Below are 15,181 nucleotides of genomic sequence, written 5' to 3' on the forward strand. Positions count from 1 at the left end.
TTTTAATGGAGATCTATTGAGCTAAATGTAAAAAGGGCGAATGAATCTAATCATTCGCCCTTTTTTAACGTGAATACTAAGTGTATTAGTGTTGGTTATCGCTATTGATAGGTAGCAAAAATTCAGATTCTTGCAGAAACGATTCTATTATCTATTCCACTTTTTCTTGCCGCTGCCTTCAGGTTTTGCTGTCGGCTTAATTGCGGCTAATAATTCTTCTGAAACAGTATCATCAAATTCAAAACCAGCGACTTGCTCACGCTCAAGACGGATCTTGTTCTTCTTTTCAATGATTTTGAAATGATGAAAATCATCGTAATCGATCAGTGATAATGCCAAACCAACTTCACCGGCGCGGCCACTTCGACCAATGCGGTGCATGTAGTCTAAAGGGCTTCTTGGTAAGTCAAAGTTGATCACAACGGGTAGCTTTTCAATGTCTAGACCACGCGCTGCAATATCAGTGGCAATTAACACGTCTATTTCGCCCGCTTTAAATGCCTCAAGTACACGGCTACGAGCGCCTTGACCTTTGTCGCCATGAAACACTTCTGCTGTAATACCACGCTTAGAGAGTTTATCAGCCAAATGATTACAGCTGTTTTTAGCATTGACGAAAATAAGCGCTTGTCTCCATTGATGTTGATGGATCAAATGGGCAAGAACGGCCGTTTTTTCCCCTTTATTTACAGTAAAAACACGCTGAACCAGTGTACTGGCGTCCGCACTTTGCAGCTGTAACTCTAAAGGGTCGGTCAGTAAATCTTGGGTTAATGCTTCAACTTGTTCAGGAAAGGTAGCGGAAAATAATAATGTTTGCTTTTTGTTTGGTAGTAAAGCCAATAACTCAGATAGCTCTTCAGTGAATCCGAGGCTTAACATGCGATCTGCTTCATCCAACACTACCGTTTTTACTCTATCGAGCTTTATCGCGTTGCTTGAAATCAAATCAAGTAATCGACCTGGCGTTGCCACCAATATATCTGTGCCGCCACGCAATGCCAGCATTTGAGTGTTTGCTGAGACACCACCAAAAACAGCCACTGTTTTTATCGCACCGTTAAAATGTACAGCGTAAGATTTGATATTATCAGCGACCTGTTTGGCAAGTTCGCGAGTTGGTACCAAAATCAACCCAGTAGCATAGTTACCTTTACCGCCTTTACTGCTCATCGGTTTTTCAGCATGTATGTGTTGCAACATTGGCAGAGCAAACGAAGCCGTTTTACCTGAACCCGTATTTGCGCCTGCAATTAAATCACGCCCCGCTAATACACTTGGAATGACTTGGGCTTGAATGGGCGTTGGCTGCTGATAGCCCAGTTCCGTTATTCGAGCTAACAGGGGTGGGATAAGGCCAAGTTCAGTAAATTTGGCTGGTGTTGTAACAGTGGTCATTAATATAAAGGCTCAAAGCTAAAGTAATAGCCTGCTATTTTAGCCTATTTATGCACGGTTAAGTAGTGTAATGATGAAGCGAGGTTTAGAGAAAAGGTTCTACATTCTTGGCTTAATCCGCGGTCAAATACCGTTTTAGCTCAACGCCAGTTAGTGCGCTGAAGCCTCGAATGGCCGTTTCGACTAACTCATCGGCCAAGAATTCATCCGGAATTATACCACCCTCTATCCACAAACCATCTAGTACTGCGTTACAAGCGATACTCAGCTGACGCAGTTCTTTCTCTGTTGTCTCTCTAGACTCTTCGACAAACACATCTGATATTAATTGTTGTATGTGGTTGCGTAGTAAATGGTAGGTTTTTTTGTGGCTTTCCCGCATAGGTTGGTTGTGGAATAAAAGCTGGAAAAACCCCGCCCATATTGCGATAACTTGCGCGTCAATAATAGGGGGCTTAACCGAAGCTTGAACAAACATGGCTAAGCGTTTTTTCGCCGAGGAGTAATGACCATCCGATCCCCGTGCGGCCACGTCAATTAGGTTGGTCATATGTTTTTCATAGGCTGCGATGATAAGTTCATCTTTGCTACTAAAATGGTAGCGAATCAATCCTTGCGTCACATTCGCTTCTTCTGCGATTGAACGCACTGTCGCCGCCTTTACGCCATCGGAGGCTATTACCCTAAGGGTCGCATCTACTAGCTCGCTTTTACGGTTAATAGACATCTCTTTTCTTGGTATTCGGCGATTATCAGTCATTGGATTAACTCATTTAATATGTCGCGGTCTAGTATAAACAATGCTCATACTAGGTGCGCTTAATTATTTATATTTTCTATATCTTTAGCAAGTAAAGAATAAAAACCATTATGAATAACTAGGGTAACGACGATCTAAATACCAAAAACCTACAGTGATGACTCCGGCAATCAGTAGATACAGCAAAGCTAACAAAATAAGCGGCTCGTAGATAATGAATGTCTCTTGTCTTATCCGAGAAAAAACAGCATAGATATCGACAAACGAAATGGTCGCTACTAACGGCGTCGCTTTAAGTTGTAAAATGACCTCTCCGTTTAACGTTGGTAGAACTCTTTGAATCGCGCGTGGTAGCCAGATTCGTCGAAATACCATCCATGGGTGCATTCCCATGGCATAAGCTGCTTCCAGTTCCCCCTTTGGTACTTCTTTAAGTGCGCCCCTCATCACTTCGCCTTCATAGCCAGCAAAAGAAATCGTTAACACGATAAAAGCGTATGGCCATACCTCGGTTAAATATGGCCATATCCAGCTTTGTCTTACTCCTGGGATATAAGGAAATATAGATCCTAAGCCATAATACAAAAGCCATAGTTGAAGCAGTAAAGGTGTTCCACGAATAACGGTACAAAATCCTCGGGCAAACCAGGCGAGGGGCTTAGGACCGGATACTTGAGCTAGACCAAGTAGTACGGCAAAGATAAAACCAAAAATAATCGTGCTAACCAATAGGAAAATGGTTTTCCACAACCCACTTAATATATCTGCGCTATAGTGATTCAACCATTGCCAGTTCATGCCAAAGGTTGCTGCTAGAACGAGCATCAAACCCATTAAAATAAGAATGATTCGGTGAGGAATTAATATGTTACGCATGTTTTACTCCTCTATTAAGTCGCTTTTCCAAATAACCAAATACAATATTAGAGACAAGCGTAACGATGAGATATAACAACCCTGCAGCAAACAGAAATAAAAAATAGCTTTTAGTTGCTCCTGCAGCTTGACGAGCAGCCAGTGTTAATTCGGTAAATCCGACTACGGCTAACAACGCTGTGTCTTTGGTTGCTATCAACCATAAATTGGATAAGCCCGGCAGTGCATTAGGCAGCATTTCTGGAATGGTGATTCTATAAAAGGTAACAAAAGGGTGCATACCAAAGCTTTCCGCCGCTTCTATATGCCCTTTCGGAATCGCGTTCATAGCACCTCTAATTACTTCGGTTGCATATGCGCCTTGTACGATGGTTATGACTAGAACACCTGCTGCAAACTTGTCAATTTCTATCCTTTCTGCCCCAAAAAAGGAGAGTAATTGGTTGATGAGTTCTGGTAGCGCAAAATAGACTAAAAGAATGAGTACAAGTTCTGGAACAGAACGTATCAAGGTAGTGTAAATAGTCACCAAATCCGCCACAAATAAACTACCACGTCGTTTGGCGTTGGCGGCAAACATGCCAATAATTAACCCTAATACGTAGCCAAGGCTTGCAACCTGTAACGAGACAAATAGCCCATCTAATAAATACCCCCCATCCGGGAGGGGGATTGCGAGTAGTTCGTACCAACTCATACTCTTATAATTTACCATCTACATCTCCAAACAAAATAGACTTGCAGCCTATTCACCATAGATATTAAATTCGAAGTATTTTTTGGTGATACTATCGTATGTGCCATTTGTTCTAATCGCGTCAATAGCGGTATTTAGCGTCGATTTTAGGTCATCATTACCTTTTCTAAGTCCAAAACCGATACCCTTACCGAGTAAGGCTTCATCATGTGCAACAAGACCTGCCGAAGAACAGCACAATGCTCCTTCACTTGATTTCAAGAAATCTTCCAGTACCAAAGCATCGGCTAACGTGGCATCGATCCTGCCGGAGAATAGATCTTGATTGGCTTCATCTTGTGTTTGATATTCTTTAATGGAAGATGCTTTGAAGTGCTTTAACGCATAAGATTGATGTACCGATCCTGATTGCACACCAATTTTATGCCCAGCTAAACTCTTTGGCGTTGATATAATGCTACTTCCTGCGGCAACTGCTAAACTTGCGCCTGTTTGATAATACTTGTCTGAGAAATCAATAATCTTACTTCTCTCTTCAGTTATTGATAGTGAAGCGGCAACAACGTCAATCTTTTCAGCAACTAGAGAAGGGATAATACCGTCCCAAGATGTGGCGACAATCTCACAATCTCACAATCTAGCTTTGCTTGCTCACAAATTGCGTTTGCAATATCGATTTCCCAACCGGTGTAATTCCCTTCTGCATTTGGCACAGAGAACGGTGGGTAGGCCTCTGTTGCAATACCGACTTTAATTGATGACGCGTTAGCTTGAGAGACGAGTAACCCAAGAGATACGCACGATAAGATCATTACTTTTTTTAAACTCATACTATTTCTTTCCTTGAAATGTTGTGGTTTTAGGGTGGTGTGTTAATAAATATTCTTAATAAATTGTTGTAAACGGGGTGATTGAGGAGATTTGAAGATTTGGTCCGGTGTACCTTGCTCTTCAATTTTCCCTTGGTCGAGAAATATAATTCGGTCGGCAACTTCGGCGGCAAACTGCATTTCATGGGTGACGATGATCATTGTTCGACCTTCGTCGGCAAGCCCTGTCATTACTGACAATACTTCTCCCACCAATTCTGGATCTAATGCGGATGTCGGCTCGTCAAACAGTAAGACTTCGGGGTCAACAGCCAGTGCTCGAGCAATCGCGGCGCGTTGTTGTTGCCCGCCTGAAAGAAATGAAGGGTAACTGTTTCGTTTTTCTAATAGGCCAACTCTATCTAGTAAATCATGCGCTTTATCTCTTGCTTGAATCTTAGATTGTCCAAGCACATGAACAGGCGCTTCCATAATATTTTGTTCCAGCGTCATATGAGGCCAGAGGTTAAAGTTTTGGAAAACCATGGCTAACTTCGTTCTTATCCAACGAAGTTGTTTTTTATCCAACACGTCTAGAGATTCTCCTTTGGACGGTTTGAATAGCACGTCTTCTCCAAGTAATCTCATTGACCCTACTGACTGGGGTGTTTCCAGTAGATTTAGACAACGTAAAGTGGTGGATTTTCCAGAGCCACTCCCTCCAATAAGGGCAATGACCTCTCCTTTATTTGCATGTAAATCAATGCCTTTTAGTACTTCGATTTGATTAAACGATTTATGTAGATCCTTTACTTCAATAACAGGACCTTTTCGCCTGTATCCACTAATTGACATCCATATCACCTGTAATATTGCATAAAACTATACGCTTGTATAACTTTATGCATCCGTATAGACTAAATGTCAATCTGTTTTTATTAATCGTCATGTTAAGGAAAGATAAATGGCTAATTATGGTTGTCAGCTAATGGCTGAAGAAATGACACGTGTTCTGATGCGTCGTCCTGGAATAAGTTTGTTAGAGGCGGATCCTACGCTTTGGCATTACAACCACTTTTTTGATGCTGAAAAAGCGATCAGGGAATACGATGAGTTTGCGACGCTAATTACACAAACGGGTGCTGAGATTGTATGGATTGAAGATGAAGGTGATGGCTTGTCTGATGCCATGTTTACCCGTGATGCATCCCTGATTACAAAAGCGGGCGCTGTTCCACTGAAAATGGGTAAAGCTCTACGCTCGGCTGAACCTCAAGTTCATAAAGCCGCTTACGAGCAAGCAGGTATCCCGATTTTAGGTGAGCTGACTGGAGAGGCGATGATTGAAGGTGGTGACACCATTTGGTTAAACGAAAATACACTGATTGTTGGCTTAGGTTTCCGCTCAAATCAAGAAGGTGTTAGACAGCTTAATGCACTCCTCAATCTACATGATATAACGGTAATCAGTTTTGATATGCCTTACTGGACTGGAGAAGAAGCGTGTCTGCATCTTATGTCAGTAATATCGCCACTGACTGAAAAAAGTACCTCGTTCATCCACCATTGATTCCTGCAACGTTATGGACACTTTTAAAAGAGTCTGGTATCGAGTTGATCGTTGCGCCAGCTGATGAATTTGAAGCCTCATTTGGCCTTAACTTAAATGTGCTTCCAACCTCACCAAATAACTGCATTATGATCGATGGCTTTCCGAAAACGAAAAAGGTTATGGAAGAGAGTGGAGTATCTGTCCAAGTGTTTAAAGGTGATGCTCTATGTATGGCGTGTGAAGGTGGTCCAACATGCTTAACAAATCCTATTCTTCGAGGGTAATATTCCGCATTGCAGGGTATTGTGCCTTTTTTTGAAGTGCTCAAACGAAAGGTATCACCCTAAACAGCAAATCATTTACTACACAGTGAATGGATAACGCTTTTAGGCTGATACTTTAGCTTAATAAACGCCTATGCTTAGAGGGTGGTAAATCGCTACCGTGGTCGTCACTGATGGTAGGAGGTCTAAACAATATTAAGATGGCTGTGCACAGAAAGTGCAGAGTAAAGCGCTAAATAGGATATTTTCAAAAATGAATGAACTCGTTGAGGAATCGGTAGCGTGTCCATATTGTGGTGAAACGATTGAGGTACTTATTGATTTCACCGATCTGAATCAGCAGTATATTGAGGATTGCCAAGTTTGCTGTAAACCAATTGTTTTTTTAGTCACGGAAGACGGAGATGGGGCTCAAATTGTCAATGTCTACAGTGAAGATGAGGCGTTTTAATTCTAGATGTTAATTGTCAATGTTACCTTGTTGCTTGCTTTCTCGAAGTCTATTCGCAACAAGATGTCGATTAAGATTTGTGGTAATTATAGGGGCAGCACTGCTTTAGTATAAAACGGCATAAATTTCTTCTGGAACTGACTACAAACTAGAACTGCTCAGAAACACATGAAACGTAACTAGCATAATTAGGGCCGCCTGAAAAAGTCGCACCGTCTGATAGCAGTAGCGTGTCATAATAGGAATCAGTGCCACTTTCTGTGTTTGTCCAATATAGCTTGTCAGTCGGCCAACCTAATGTTGCCATATCGCTTTTGTCTTGAAACAACCCTTCTAACGTGGGATTCCGAGAGGCATCGTTACTGCCCATTTCAGCAATGGTAGCCGTTCTCCAATCGTTTTTTCCGGCGAAGTTCATTTGGCCTAAATCTGTACACCAGCGGTCATATTGCCCATCATTACCGTGGCCACCAGTTATGCTCCTTTGGTCAAATAGCCCGAATGCTTCACCATATGCGCCATCTTGTACCGTTCCCGCGTAAGTTCGCCCGTTATTGCTGCTATCTATCCCCGTAGTTTGCTTATATTCGAGACTTTGTAATACTTCAAGGCTAGGTGAAGAGGTGAACAATAATGTTTTTCCTTTTATGGTTGCTGAAGCGATTTTTATGCAACGGCTAGCGGCGTTGGTATTCACATCATTAATGCCGCTCTCGGGTGTGATTGAGGCATCGCCTAGTGGCAAGTTCATATTATGGCCGCATACGGCTGATGAAGTGATAATTAGGCCGGCCTCATCGCTGGAAATACCATCTAAATTGACAACAACTCGAGCAGAACCTTCACTTTTGGCTAATATATGACCCGACTCAATATCAGCAATATCAGAAGAAACCATTGACCAATTTACCTCAGTCGTTATATCAACTTCTGTCCCGTCAGAATACTTCCCAATAGCTTGATAGTTGGTTTGGTTTGGGAGATCTATCATAGGAATATAGGTAAGGGAGTTCGGTGTAATAACAATCTCATAGAGTGAAGAATCAACGACAATACCTGTGGAGGGTAGGTCTGTTTCACTACCGATAGTAGTGTGAGAATCAGAGTTGCATCCAGTAAAAATCAACACAGCAACGATAGAGCTTAGGTGTGGCAAGAATTTTTGTTTACTCATATAAAATTGCTCTCAAAATTCAAATTTAAATTCATGTTTTGTTGCAGGGGCGCGATGAAAAGGAGAGTAATGTATATAAGAGATATGAGATGTAGGAAATAGCTGATAATAAACAGTTTTAAAGCGGAAGTGCTAATGTCGATATAGGGTCTAATGTTAGATTGGGCTAGAGGTGGTATGGATTTGATAGCTAGTTGTTAATCAGTTTAAAAATCCAGTTGTTAATCAGTTTAAAATTATAGCAATAGGCGCCGTTTCTCAGGCACCTATTGCTTATCGTTAGTTCATCAATTCAATCTTATTGAAGTCGACAATGTTTGCTTTTGGTGAACGCTTAATGTCACTCACCTTACGATAATGGGCCAATAGAATATAGCCAAAGCAGCCTAAAATCAGTCCAATCGCTAATGCGCCTACCCATTGAATTTGTAAGAAATCCAGCTTGAACAGCATGGTTAACCCACCGAGTAAAACAATATTACCCAGCACATATTTTAGCTTACCAAATCGTTGTACCGTCAGGTTTAAGTTGTCGGTGTACAGACGGACTAAGGAATCAAGCGAATTGATTACAAACGTCATACCAACAAAAACCATCGCAAGGTTGTAGAAGCCAGTGACTGGTATCCCGTTAGAACTGTAATAATAAAGAACCGTAAACCAGATAGCGATTGGAATCGATGGGAATACCATCATAGACACCAATACCTGGTATGTTCGTAGGCCGCTAACGAATCGGGAGGTAAATTGGCCGATCATGATGCTCCATGCGAACCACCAATATAGGTAAAACTCGTGGTAATCGTTAAGTGGTAACACAAAGCTATGGAGATTCGCGAAATAGTCACCTAACAAGGCAAAAGTGGTAAAAAACTCACCAACATTGGAGCTATCCGACAAGAAGGCGCTAGACCACATAAGAGCGATCAAAGCCATAAATAACCAGCTACTCCCGAGACTTAAAATTCTAACGTATCGGATGCTGGTGCTTGAGTAAACAGCAATAGCTATAACCGCAAAAACAACCAGATAGAAACTACCCACTACTGTTTCACCGTCACCGATCTCTGGTAGGTACCAAGGTAAGTTGACCAACAATAAGTAAGCGGTGAAGGCACAGGTACCAATAATAACGAGGTTGTTAATAAATTTAATTAACGGAATCTCAAAAAACTTAACTCTTGGCTCAATAACGCAAAAATAAAAGCAGGTTAAGAAATAGAATGCCCATATGAAGAAAGCCCAAAATCCAAATTCAATGGCAAGTGGGTTGGTAAAAGAATATTCAGGGCTGGTAGCCAAATCGGCATAACCGGCAAACTCAGTTAGTGGGAACATGATCAGTCCCACATCTAGACCAGAAGTAAAGAGGATGGCGATAAAGGTGAACGTGCGTACAGGTGTCACACCAATACACTTCATATTACCCCAACGGTAAAGGACAAAAATAATAGCGGCAAAGGTAAATAATATGCCAATCGAAAGCCAAGTTGTCATTATTTGGCCTCCATGGGGTTGTAGCTTGCAAACATAATTGATTCCTTAATATATGTTTTGTTGCTACGTCAAAATTTCTAAAAACGGCTTGTGCCATCAGGACTTAAGTATCGTTTTGACGATAGTTAAAACCTGATAAATTCAACGTAGCTAAATCGACCATTTGCGAACATCGCTTAAGTTGGTCGTCATAATCAGACTTTCCATGAACTGATATTTCTTAAATCACAGGTAATTCAGTTGTTTTATGTTTATTTACTCCTCTCGATTTCGAACCGTTTTAGCGTTTAGGGCTTTGCCATCGTTGGCTTGTCTGCCAGTCCGAGGCTGTTACCACTTTCGCTGTGCTTGGCTTTAAAAGTTCTTTAGCTAAAATTATATCGGAGGCCCGTTCCGCGACCATAATGGTCGGCGAATTCAGGTTGCCGTTAGGAATCGTAGGGAATATTGAAGAATCGACCACTCTCAATCCTTCAATACCATGGACTTTTGTTTCCGAATTCACGACAGACATGTTGTCTTCACCCATCTTGCATGAACAAGAGGGGTGATAGGCGCTTTCAACCGAGCTTCGAACAAACTGGTCTATTTCTTCGTCGGTTTGTATGGCTAATCCTGGCTGAATTTCGTCACCGCGATATTCGTCCAATCCCGGTTGATTTATGATCTCTCTAGTAAGACGAACACATGCCCTAAACCCTTCGATGTCTTCTTGGTGAGATAGGTAGTTGAATTGAATTTTTGGTGCAGTATGAGGGTCGTTAGACGACACTTTAACGAACCCACGACTTTTGGGTTTGTTATGGCCGATATGAACCTGAAAACCGTGACCAGAAAAGGCCTCTTTACCATCGTAGCGCATTGCTGCAGGTAAGAAGTGGTATTGAAGATCAGGCCATTCTAGGTTTTCTTTAGAGCGAATAAACCCGCAAGACTCAAAATGATTGGTTGCGCCTAGACCGGATTTATTCAGTATCCAGCGGGTGCCAATCCACAATTTATTGAGTGGGTCTAGCTTTCCGTTTAACGATATTGGCTTTAAACATTTGAACTGAAAGTAAAATTCCAAATGGTCCTGAAGATTTTCACCAACCCCCGGCAGCTCATGAACGGGTTCTATTCCTGCTTCTTTTAATGTCGTTGAAGCGCCAATCCCTGATAACTGCAAAATATGAGGCGAGCCGACGGAACCTGCCGAAAGTATAACCTCTTTACCACAACGTACATCGATGACTTGGCCTTTGCGTTCATAGCGAACACCAACCACTGTTTTGTCTTCTAAAAGGACTTTGTGAACTAAAGCATGGGTGACAACAGTCAAGTTGCTGCGCTTGAGTGCAGGTTTTAAATACGCGTTTGCAGTAGACCAACGCACACCGTCTTTTACTGTCATGTGCATGGGACCAAAGCCTTCTTGCTGCTCGGCATTGTAATCGGCGGTCGCTAAATATCCAGCGTCTGTACCTGCATCCACAAAAGCTTGGTATAACGGGTTGCGCATATTGTTACCGTTGTTAACGGCGAGGGGACCAGTGTCTCCTCGATAATCATTGCCACCAAAAGACCATGTTTCTGCTTTTTTAAAATAAGGTAGGCAGTGGGAGTAATCCCAATTTTCAGCGCCATGTTGTTGCCATTCATCGAAGTCTCGAGCATGGCCACGAACATACACCATACCATTAATAGAAGACGAACCACCCAGTACCTTCCCACGTGGGCAGTGCATGCGACGATTATCCAAAAATGGCTCTGGCTCAGTTTCAAACTGCCAAGCGTATTTTTTGGTATTCATTGGGATCGAAAGTGCGGTTGGCATTTGGATAAAAATGCTTCTGTCACTGCCCCCGTCTCTAACAGCAATACTGTGTTGGTAGAATCGGCGGACAGGCGGTTGGCAAGCACACATCCAGCGCTACCAGCACCGACAATGATGTAATCATAGGTTTTATTGGACATTGTGATTCCTTAAAATGGGCTGTCTAGTGGTTGCATGCCTACATATACCGCTTTAATTTGGGTATAGGCTTTTAACGTCTCACTGCCATTTTCGCGTCCGATGCCAGACATTTTGTAGCCACCGACCGGCATTTCTGCAGGTGAAGCTCCATAAGCGTTTATCCAGCAAATACCAGCTTGCATTTGATGAATAATGCGATGAGCACGGCTTATATCTTGAGTAAATACACCGGCTGCTAGTCCTAGTTGTGTATTATTGGCACGGCGTACCACTTCCTCTTCGCTTTCAAATGTCAGTACCGTCATTACTGGACCAAAGATTTCTTCTTTTGCGATAGTCATTTCGTCGTTGCAATCGGTGAAAATAGTTGGAGCAATAAAATATCCGTTGGGACAATTCTCTGGTTGTAGTGCGGTTCCACCAGTTAGAAGTGTTGCGCCTTCTGATTTGCCGATTTCGATGTAATCGAGTACTTTTTGTTGGTGGCTTTTTGAAATGAGAGCACCGAAATTGGTCTCTGGGTTCATCGGGTTGCCACAGATAATATTTTGTTCAGTGCGTTCGACGAGTCGTTCAATAAAACGAGGGTAAATATCTTTCTGAACGAATACACGGGTACCATTGGTACAGATTTCACCTTGTGTATAAAAGTTGCCTAGCATTGCTGCTGAAATTGCATTTTCAATATCCGCATCATTAAAGATGATGAGTGGTGATTTCCCACCTAATTCCATAGTGACATCTTTGAGCGAGCCTGCCGCTGCCGCCATCACTTTTTTACCTGTTCCTACTTCACCAGTAAAAGAAACTTTCGCTATATCTTCGTGCTCGGTCAACCAAGCGCCTACTCGACCGTCACCTTGAAGGACATTAAACACGCCATCGGGTACGCCCGCTTGCGTGAATACTTCAGCTAAACGCATTGCACCTCGCGGTGTCTCTTCTGAAGGTTTGAAAATCATTACGTTTCCACAAGCTAACGCCGGGGCGGCCTTCCAACAAGCAATTTGTAGTGGGTAATTCCATGCACCGATACCTGCACAAATACCCAGTGGTTCACGTCGCGTATAATAAAAATCGTCACCAATCGGTTGCTGATTACCTTCAATGCTTGGTGCTAAGCCAGCAAAAAACTCGATTGAGTCGGCTCCGGTAACAACATCGACGACGGATGCTTCTTGCCATGGCTTACCAGTATCAAGCACTTCGACTTCAGCGAGTTCGTCATTTTGTTCTCGCAGCAGCTCAACCGCTTTTAATAAAATACGGCTTCTTTCGATTGGTGTTAATTTTGACCAGATTGCGAATCCCGATTTTGCACTCGCCATGGCGGATTGCTGAATATCAGCGTCTGCCGTTTCTACTAAGTAGCTTACTTGGCCTGTAGCAGGGTTAATCACTTCGAATGTTTCGCCCGTACTATTTGATACATATTGACCATGCACATAGTTTTGATAAACGACTAACGGTGGCATTAATTTTCTCCGAGATTCGAAGCCACAATGGCAAAAACCGTAGTGGCATTTATTCATTGGTTCTATAGGAAAAGACGTCATTTTTGAGAGGGAAAGACATCAACTGAACACTAAGTTAGTTAGAATCCTAATGATTAGAGTTCTAATGATCAAGTGCCTAGGGACTATTAACTATATTGTATATTTGCTCGATTTGACATAAGTCATTATTTATTATGATTATTTTTGTTATATTTGGCTCTTTTCTTAAGGCAAAAAATTTTACGTCATGGCATTTAATTCGTTTGAGTTGTAACTATTTTATCAGTATGGCGTTTTAGTGCCTGATATTTCAGATAGTTACCATATTCATCGAATGGATAGATATGCTTGGTGAAAAAGTACAAAACTTGTCTTGTTGTAGGAGTGAAAAGAACGTGGTGAGCACATTTAGTGGCCAAAATAAATTGCCGACAATGTCGGTTCCTGATTTAAATGATACGTGCAGCAAGCTTTTAGAGTGGGTTGAGCCGTTAATAACCGAGAGAGAGCTTCTTAAGACCAAGCATGTTGTCGATCATTTTTTGGTTTCGGGTGGAGGTGGCGAAACATTACAAAACGAATTAGTTGAGTGGAGTAAATGCGGCGCTATATCTAATTGGTCAGCGCCTGCATGGAAAGACCTTTATTTGGAATCGCGAGCGCCATTGCCAATTAATAGCAATGTGTTTTATTACCTAAAAAGTAAGCTGGATGAAAAGGTATGTACTCAAACGAATATCGCTGCAGCACTGGTTGTCAGTGTGTATGGTTTTATGTCACTTGTTGACGAAGAAGTGCTCGAAATCGACATGCAAAAAAAACAACCGTTGTGCATGAACCAATATAACAATATCTTTTCATCCATCAGAATACCGCGAACAGGAACAGATGAATTTAAAGTCTCGTCCTCTAGGCAGCATATTGTCGTTCTACACCGCAATCATATTTACAAAATCGATGTTTTAGATGCTAAAGGTGCTATCCGAACGGCTTCAGAGATAGAGTTTGACCTTGAATGTATTCTTGCTGTTTCTGAATCAGGGCAAAATTTGGGGTTACTAACCTCAATACAAAGAGATGAATGGGCACACTGCAGGGCTAAGCTACTTGATATATCGGCTAGTAACAAAGAGGCCATGACCTGTATTGAACAGGCCGTTTTTGCTTTGTGTCTGGACGAAAGTAAGCCAGAAGACATAACTGAAATATCAACACAGTTGTTACATGGTTCAGGCAATGATCGTTTTTTTGATAAATCATTACAGTTTGTTGTCTTTGCTAATGGAAAAACAGGCATAAACTTTGAACATACTGGGGTAGATGGTTCGGTTATGCTTCGACTGATTGCTCATATCTATAATTCAATCGATAAAGTGATTTTTAACGAAAGTAGCAGGTCAACAAAGGCAATAAGCCGAACCGTTGCCGATACTAAAGAGCTTATTTTCGAACTCAATAGTAGGGTAGAGAAAACCATCAGGGATGCGGCTGAATTATTTATTCAGCACACGGCCAATACGCAGACCCGAGTATTGAGTTTCACGCAGTTTGGCAAAAATCAGATTAAGGAATTTGGTGTCAGCCCAGATGCATTTGTGCAGTTGGCCCTGCAACTTGCCGAATATAAGTTATACGGTAAATGTTATAGTGCCTACGAAGCTGTGATGACTCGAACATTTCTTGATGGACGCATCGATGTTCTTTATACCGTGACCCCAGACTCGATGGCGTTTATCGAGAGTATCAACTCTCCAGATTACTCCGTTTCGGATAAGCAAGAGTTTCTACGAAACGCGGTTAAAAAGCATATTGAAAGAGCCAACGAATGCCGGACTGGGCAGGGTGTATACACGCATTTATTAGCACTTAAATATCGATATAAATTAGCAGGCACGTCCATTGGTCTTAATGCTCTTCCAGAGCTATTTACTAGTAAAGGGTATGAAGCATTAACCCATAGTGTTGTTTGCACAAGCACGACGTCTGAATATGGTGTGGAACTGGCAGGTTATGGCCCCATTGTCGATGATGGTTATGGGATCCGCTATTTCACCAGAAACGACGCTATCTGCTTTAATATGACAAGCCGAACTGAAATGCACAGCAATCTAGATAAGATGAAAATCTACATTGAGCAATCGTTGGTTGAGATGGCGGAGTTGATGCTTGCAAATTCCTAGCTTAAAAAGTTTTTAGTCGTTTTACAGACAAGAAAGCATTTATATGAAAT

At 42.0% G+C, this 15,181-nt stretch carries 14 protein-coding genes and 1 pseudogene; 4 read left to right on the forward strand and 11 right to left on the reverse strand.

Going from position 1 to position 15,181, the window contains the following annotated elements:
- Positions 1-147: 147 nt before the first annotated feature.
- The 7 genes from PGX00_RS07340 to PGX00_RS07370 all read right to left on the reverse strand — a co-directional run bounded on the left by PGX00_RS07340 (position 148) and on the right by PGX00_RS07370 (position 5,395).
- Positions 148-1,398 (reverse strand): DEAD/DEAH box helicase, encoded by a 1,251-nt coding sequence (locus PGX00_RS07340; protein ID WP_272134098.1) that lies wholly within the window; start codon positions 1,396-1,398, stop codon positions 148-150.
- Between the two features lie 112 nt (positions 1,399-1,510).
- Complete coding sequence (locus tag PGX00_RS07345; protein ID WP_272134100.1) at positions 1,511-2,158, reverse strand: TetR/AcrR family transcriptional regulator; 648 nt, start codon at positions 2,156-2,158, stop codon at positions 1,511-1,513.
- Positions 2,159-2,266: 108 nt separating this feature from the next.
- Positions 2,267-3,034 (reverse strand): ABC transporter permease subunit, encoded by a 768-nt coding sequence (locus PGX00_RS07350; RefSeq protein WP_272134102.1) that lies wholly within the window; start codon positions 3,032-3,034, stop codon positions 2,267-2,269.
- Entirely contained in the window at positions 3,027-3,749 is a 723-nt protein-coding gene (locus PGX00_RS07355; RefSeq protein WP_272134104.1) for an ABC transporter permease, read from the reverse strand. The genes PGX00_RS07350 and PGX00_RS07355 overlap by 8 nt, the downstream gene beginning before the upstream one ends.
- A gap of 30 nt (positions 3,750-3,779) precedes the next feature.
- Positions 3,780-4,352: a transporter substrate-binding domain-containing protein gene (locus PGX00_RS07360; protein WP_322107869.1), complete on the reverse strand. Its 573-nt coding sequence runs from the start codon at positions 4,350-4,352 to the stop codon at positions 3,780-3,782.
- Positions 4,313-4,561, reverse strand: a complete 249-nt coding sequence (locus PGX00_RS07365; RefSeq protein WP_272134106.1) for a transporter substrate-binding domain-containing protein — start codon at positions 4,559-4,561, stop codon at positions 4,313-4,315. Before PGX00_RS07365 ends, PGX00_RS07360 begins: the two co-directional genes overlap by 40 nt.
- Before the next feature lie 42 nt (positions 4,562-4,603).
- Entirely contained in the window at positions 4,604-5,395 is a 792-nt protein-coding gene (locus tag PGX00_RS07370) for an ABC transporter ATP-binding protein (RefSeq protein WP_272134108.1), read from the reverse strand.
- A gap of 109 nt (positions 5,396-5,504) precedes the next feature.
- Here PGX00_RS07370 and PGX00_RS07375 point away from each other — a divergent pair, with 109 nt between their 5' ends.
- From PGX00_RS07375 to PGX00_RS07385, 3 genes are all read left to right on the forward strand, one after another.
- Complete coding sequence (locus PGX00_RS07375; protein WP_272134110.1) at positions 5,505-6,110, forward strand: dimethylarginine dimethylaminohydrolase family protein; 606 nt, start codon at positions 5,505-5,507, stop codon at positions 6,108-6,110.
- Positions 6,107-6,376 (forward strand): hypothetical protein, encoded by a 270-nt coding sequence (locus tag PGX00_RS07380; protein ID WP_272134113.1) that lies wholly within the window; start codon positions 6,107-6,109, stop codon positions 6,374-6,376. The genes PGX00_RS07375 and PGX00_RS07380 overlap by 4 nt, the downstream gene beginning before the upstream one ends.
- A gap of 253 nt (positions 6,377-6,629) precedes the next feature.
- Positions 6,630-6,827, forward strand: coding sequence for a CPXCG motif-containing cysteine-rich protein (locus PGX00_RS07385; RefSeq protein ID WP_272134115.1), 198 nt, complete (start codon positions 6,630-6,632; stop codon positions 6,825-6,827).
- A 148-nt stretch (positions 6,828-6,975) separates the two neighbouring features.
- Here the strand turns inward: PGX00_RS07385 and PGX00_RS07390 are convergent, their stop codons facing one another.
- The 4 genes and pseudogenes from PGX00_RS07390 to betB all read right to left on the reverse strand — a co-directional run bounded on the left by PGX00_RS07390 (position 6,976) and on the right by betB (position 12,930).
- A complete protein-coding gene (locus PGX00_RS07390; protein WP_272134118.1) occupies positions 6,976-8,001 on the reverse strand; it encodes a hypothetical protein in 1,026 nt (341 codons plus the stop codon).
- 279 nt (positions 8,002-8,280) lie between these two features.
- Positions 8,281-9,498 (reverse strand): hypothetical protein, encoded by a 1,218-nt coding sequence (locus PGX00_RS07395; RefSeq protein ID WP_272134120.1) that lies wholly within the window; start codon positions 9,496-9,498, stop codon positions 8,281-8,283.
- Between the two features lie 280 nt (positions 9,499-9,778).
- Positions 9,779-11,454 (reverse strand): annotated as a pseudogene (gene betA, locus PGX00_RS07400) (choline dehydrogenase).
- A gap of 9 nt (positions 11,455-11,463) precedes the next feature.
- On the reverse strand, positions 11,464-12,930 hold the full coding sequence (gene betB / locus PGX00_RS07405) for a betaine-aldehyde dehydrogenase (protein WP_272134124.1): 1,467 nt from the start codon (positions 12,928-12,930) through the stop codon (positions 11,464-11,466).
- Between the two features lie 416 nt (positions 12,931-13,346).
- Between betB and PGX00_RS07410 the strand changes: the two genes are divergently transcribed.
- Positions 13,347-15,131 (forward strand): choline/carnitine O-acyltransferase, encoded by a 1,785-nt coding sequence (locus PGX00_RS07410; protein ID WP_272134126.1) that lies wholly within the window; start codon positions 13,347-13,349, stop codon positions 15,129-15,131.
- Positions 15,132-15,181 lie beyond the last annotated feature (50 nt).

The sequence above is a fragment of the Vibrio algarum genome (genome assembly GCF_028204155.1).
GTDB lineage: Bacteria > Pseudomonadota > Gammaproteobacteria > Enterobacterales > Vibrionaceae > Vibrio > Vibrio algarum.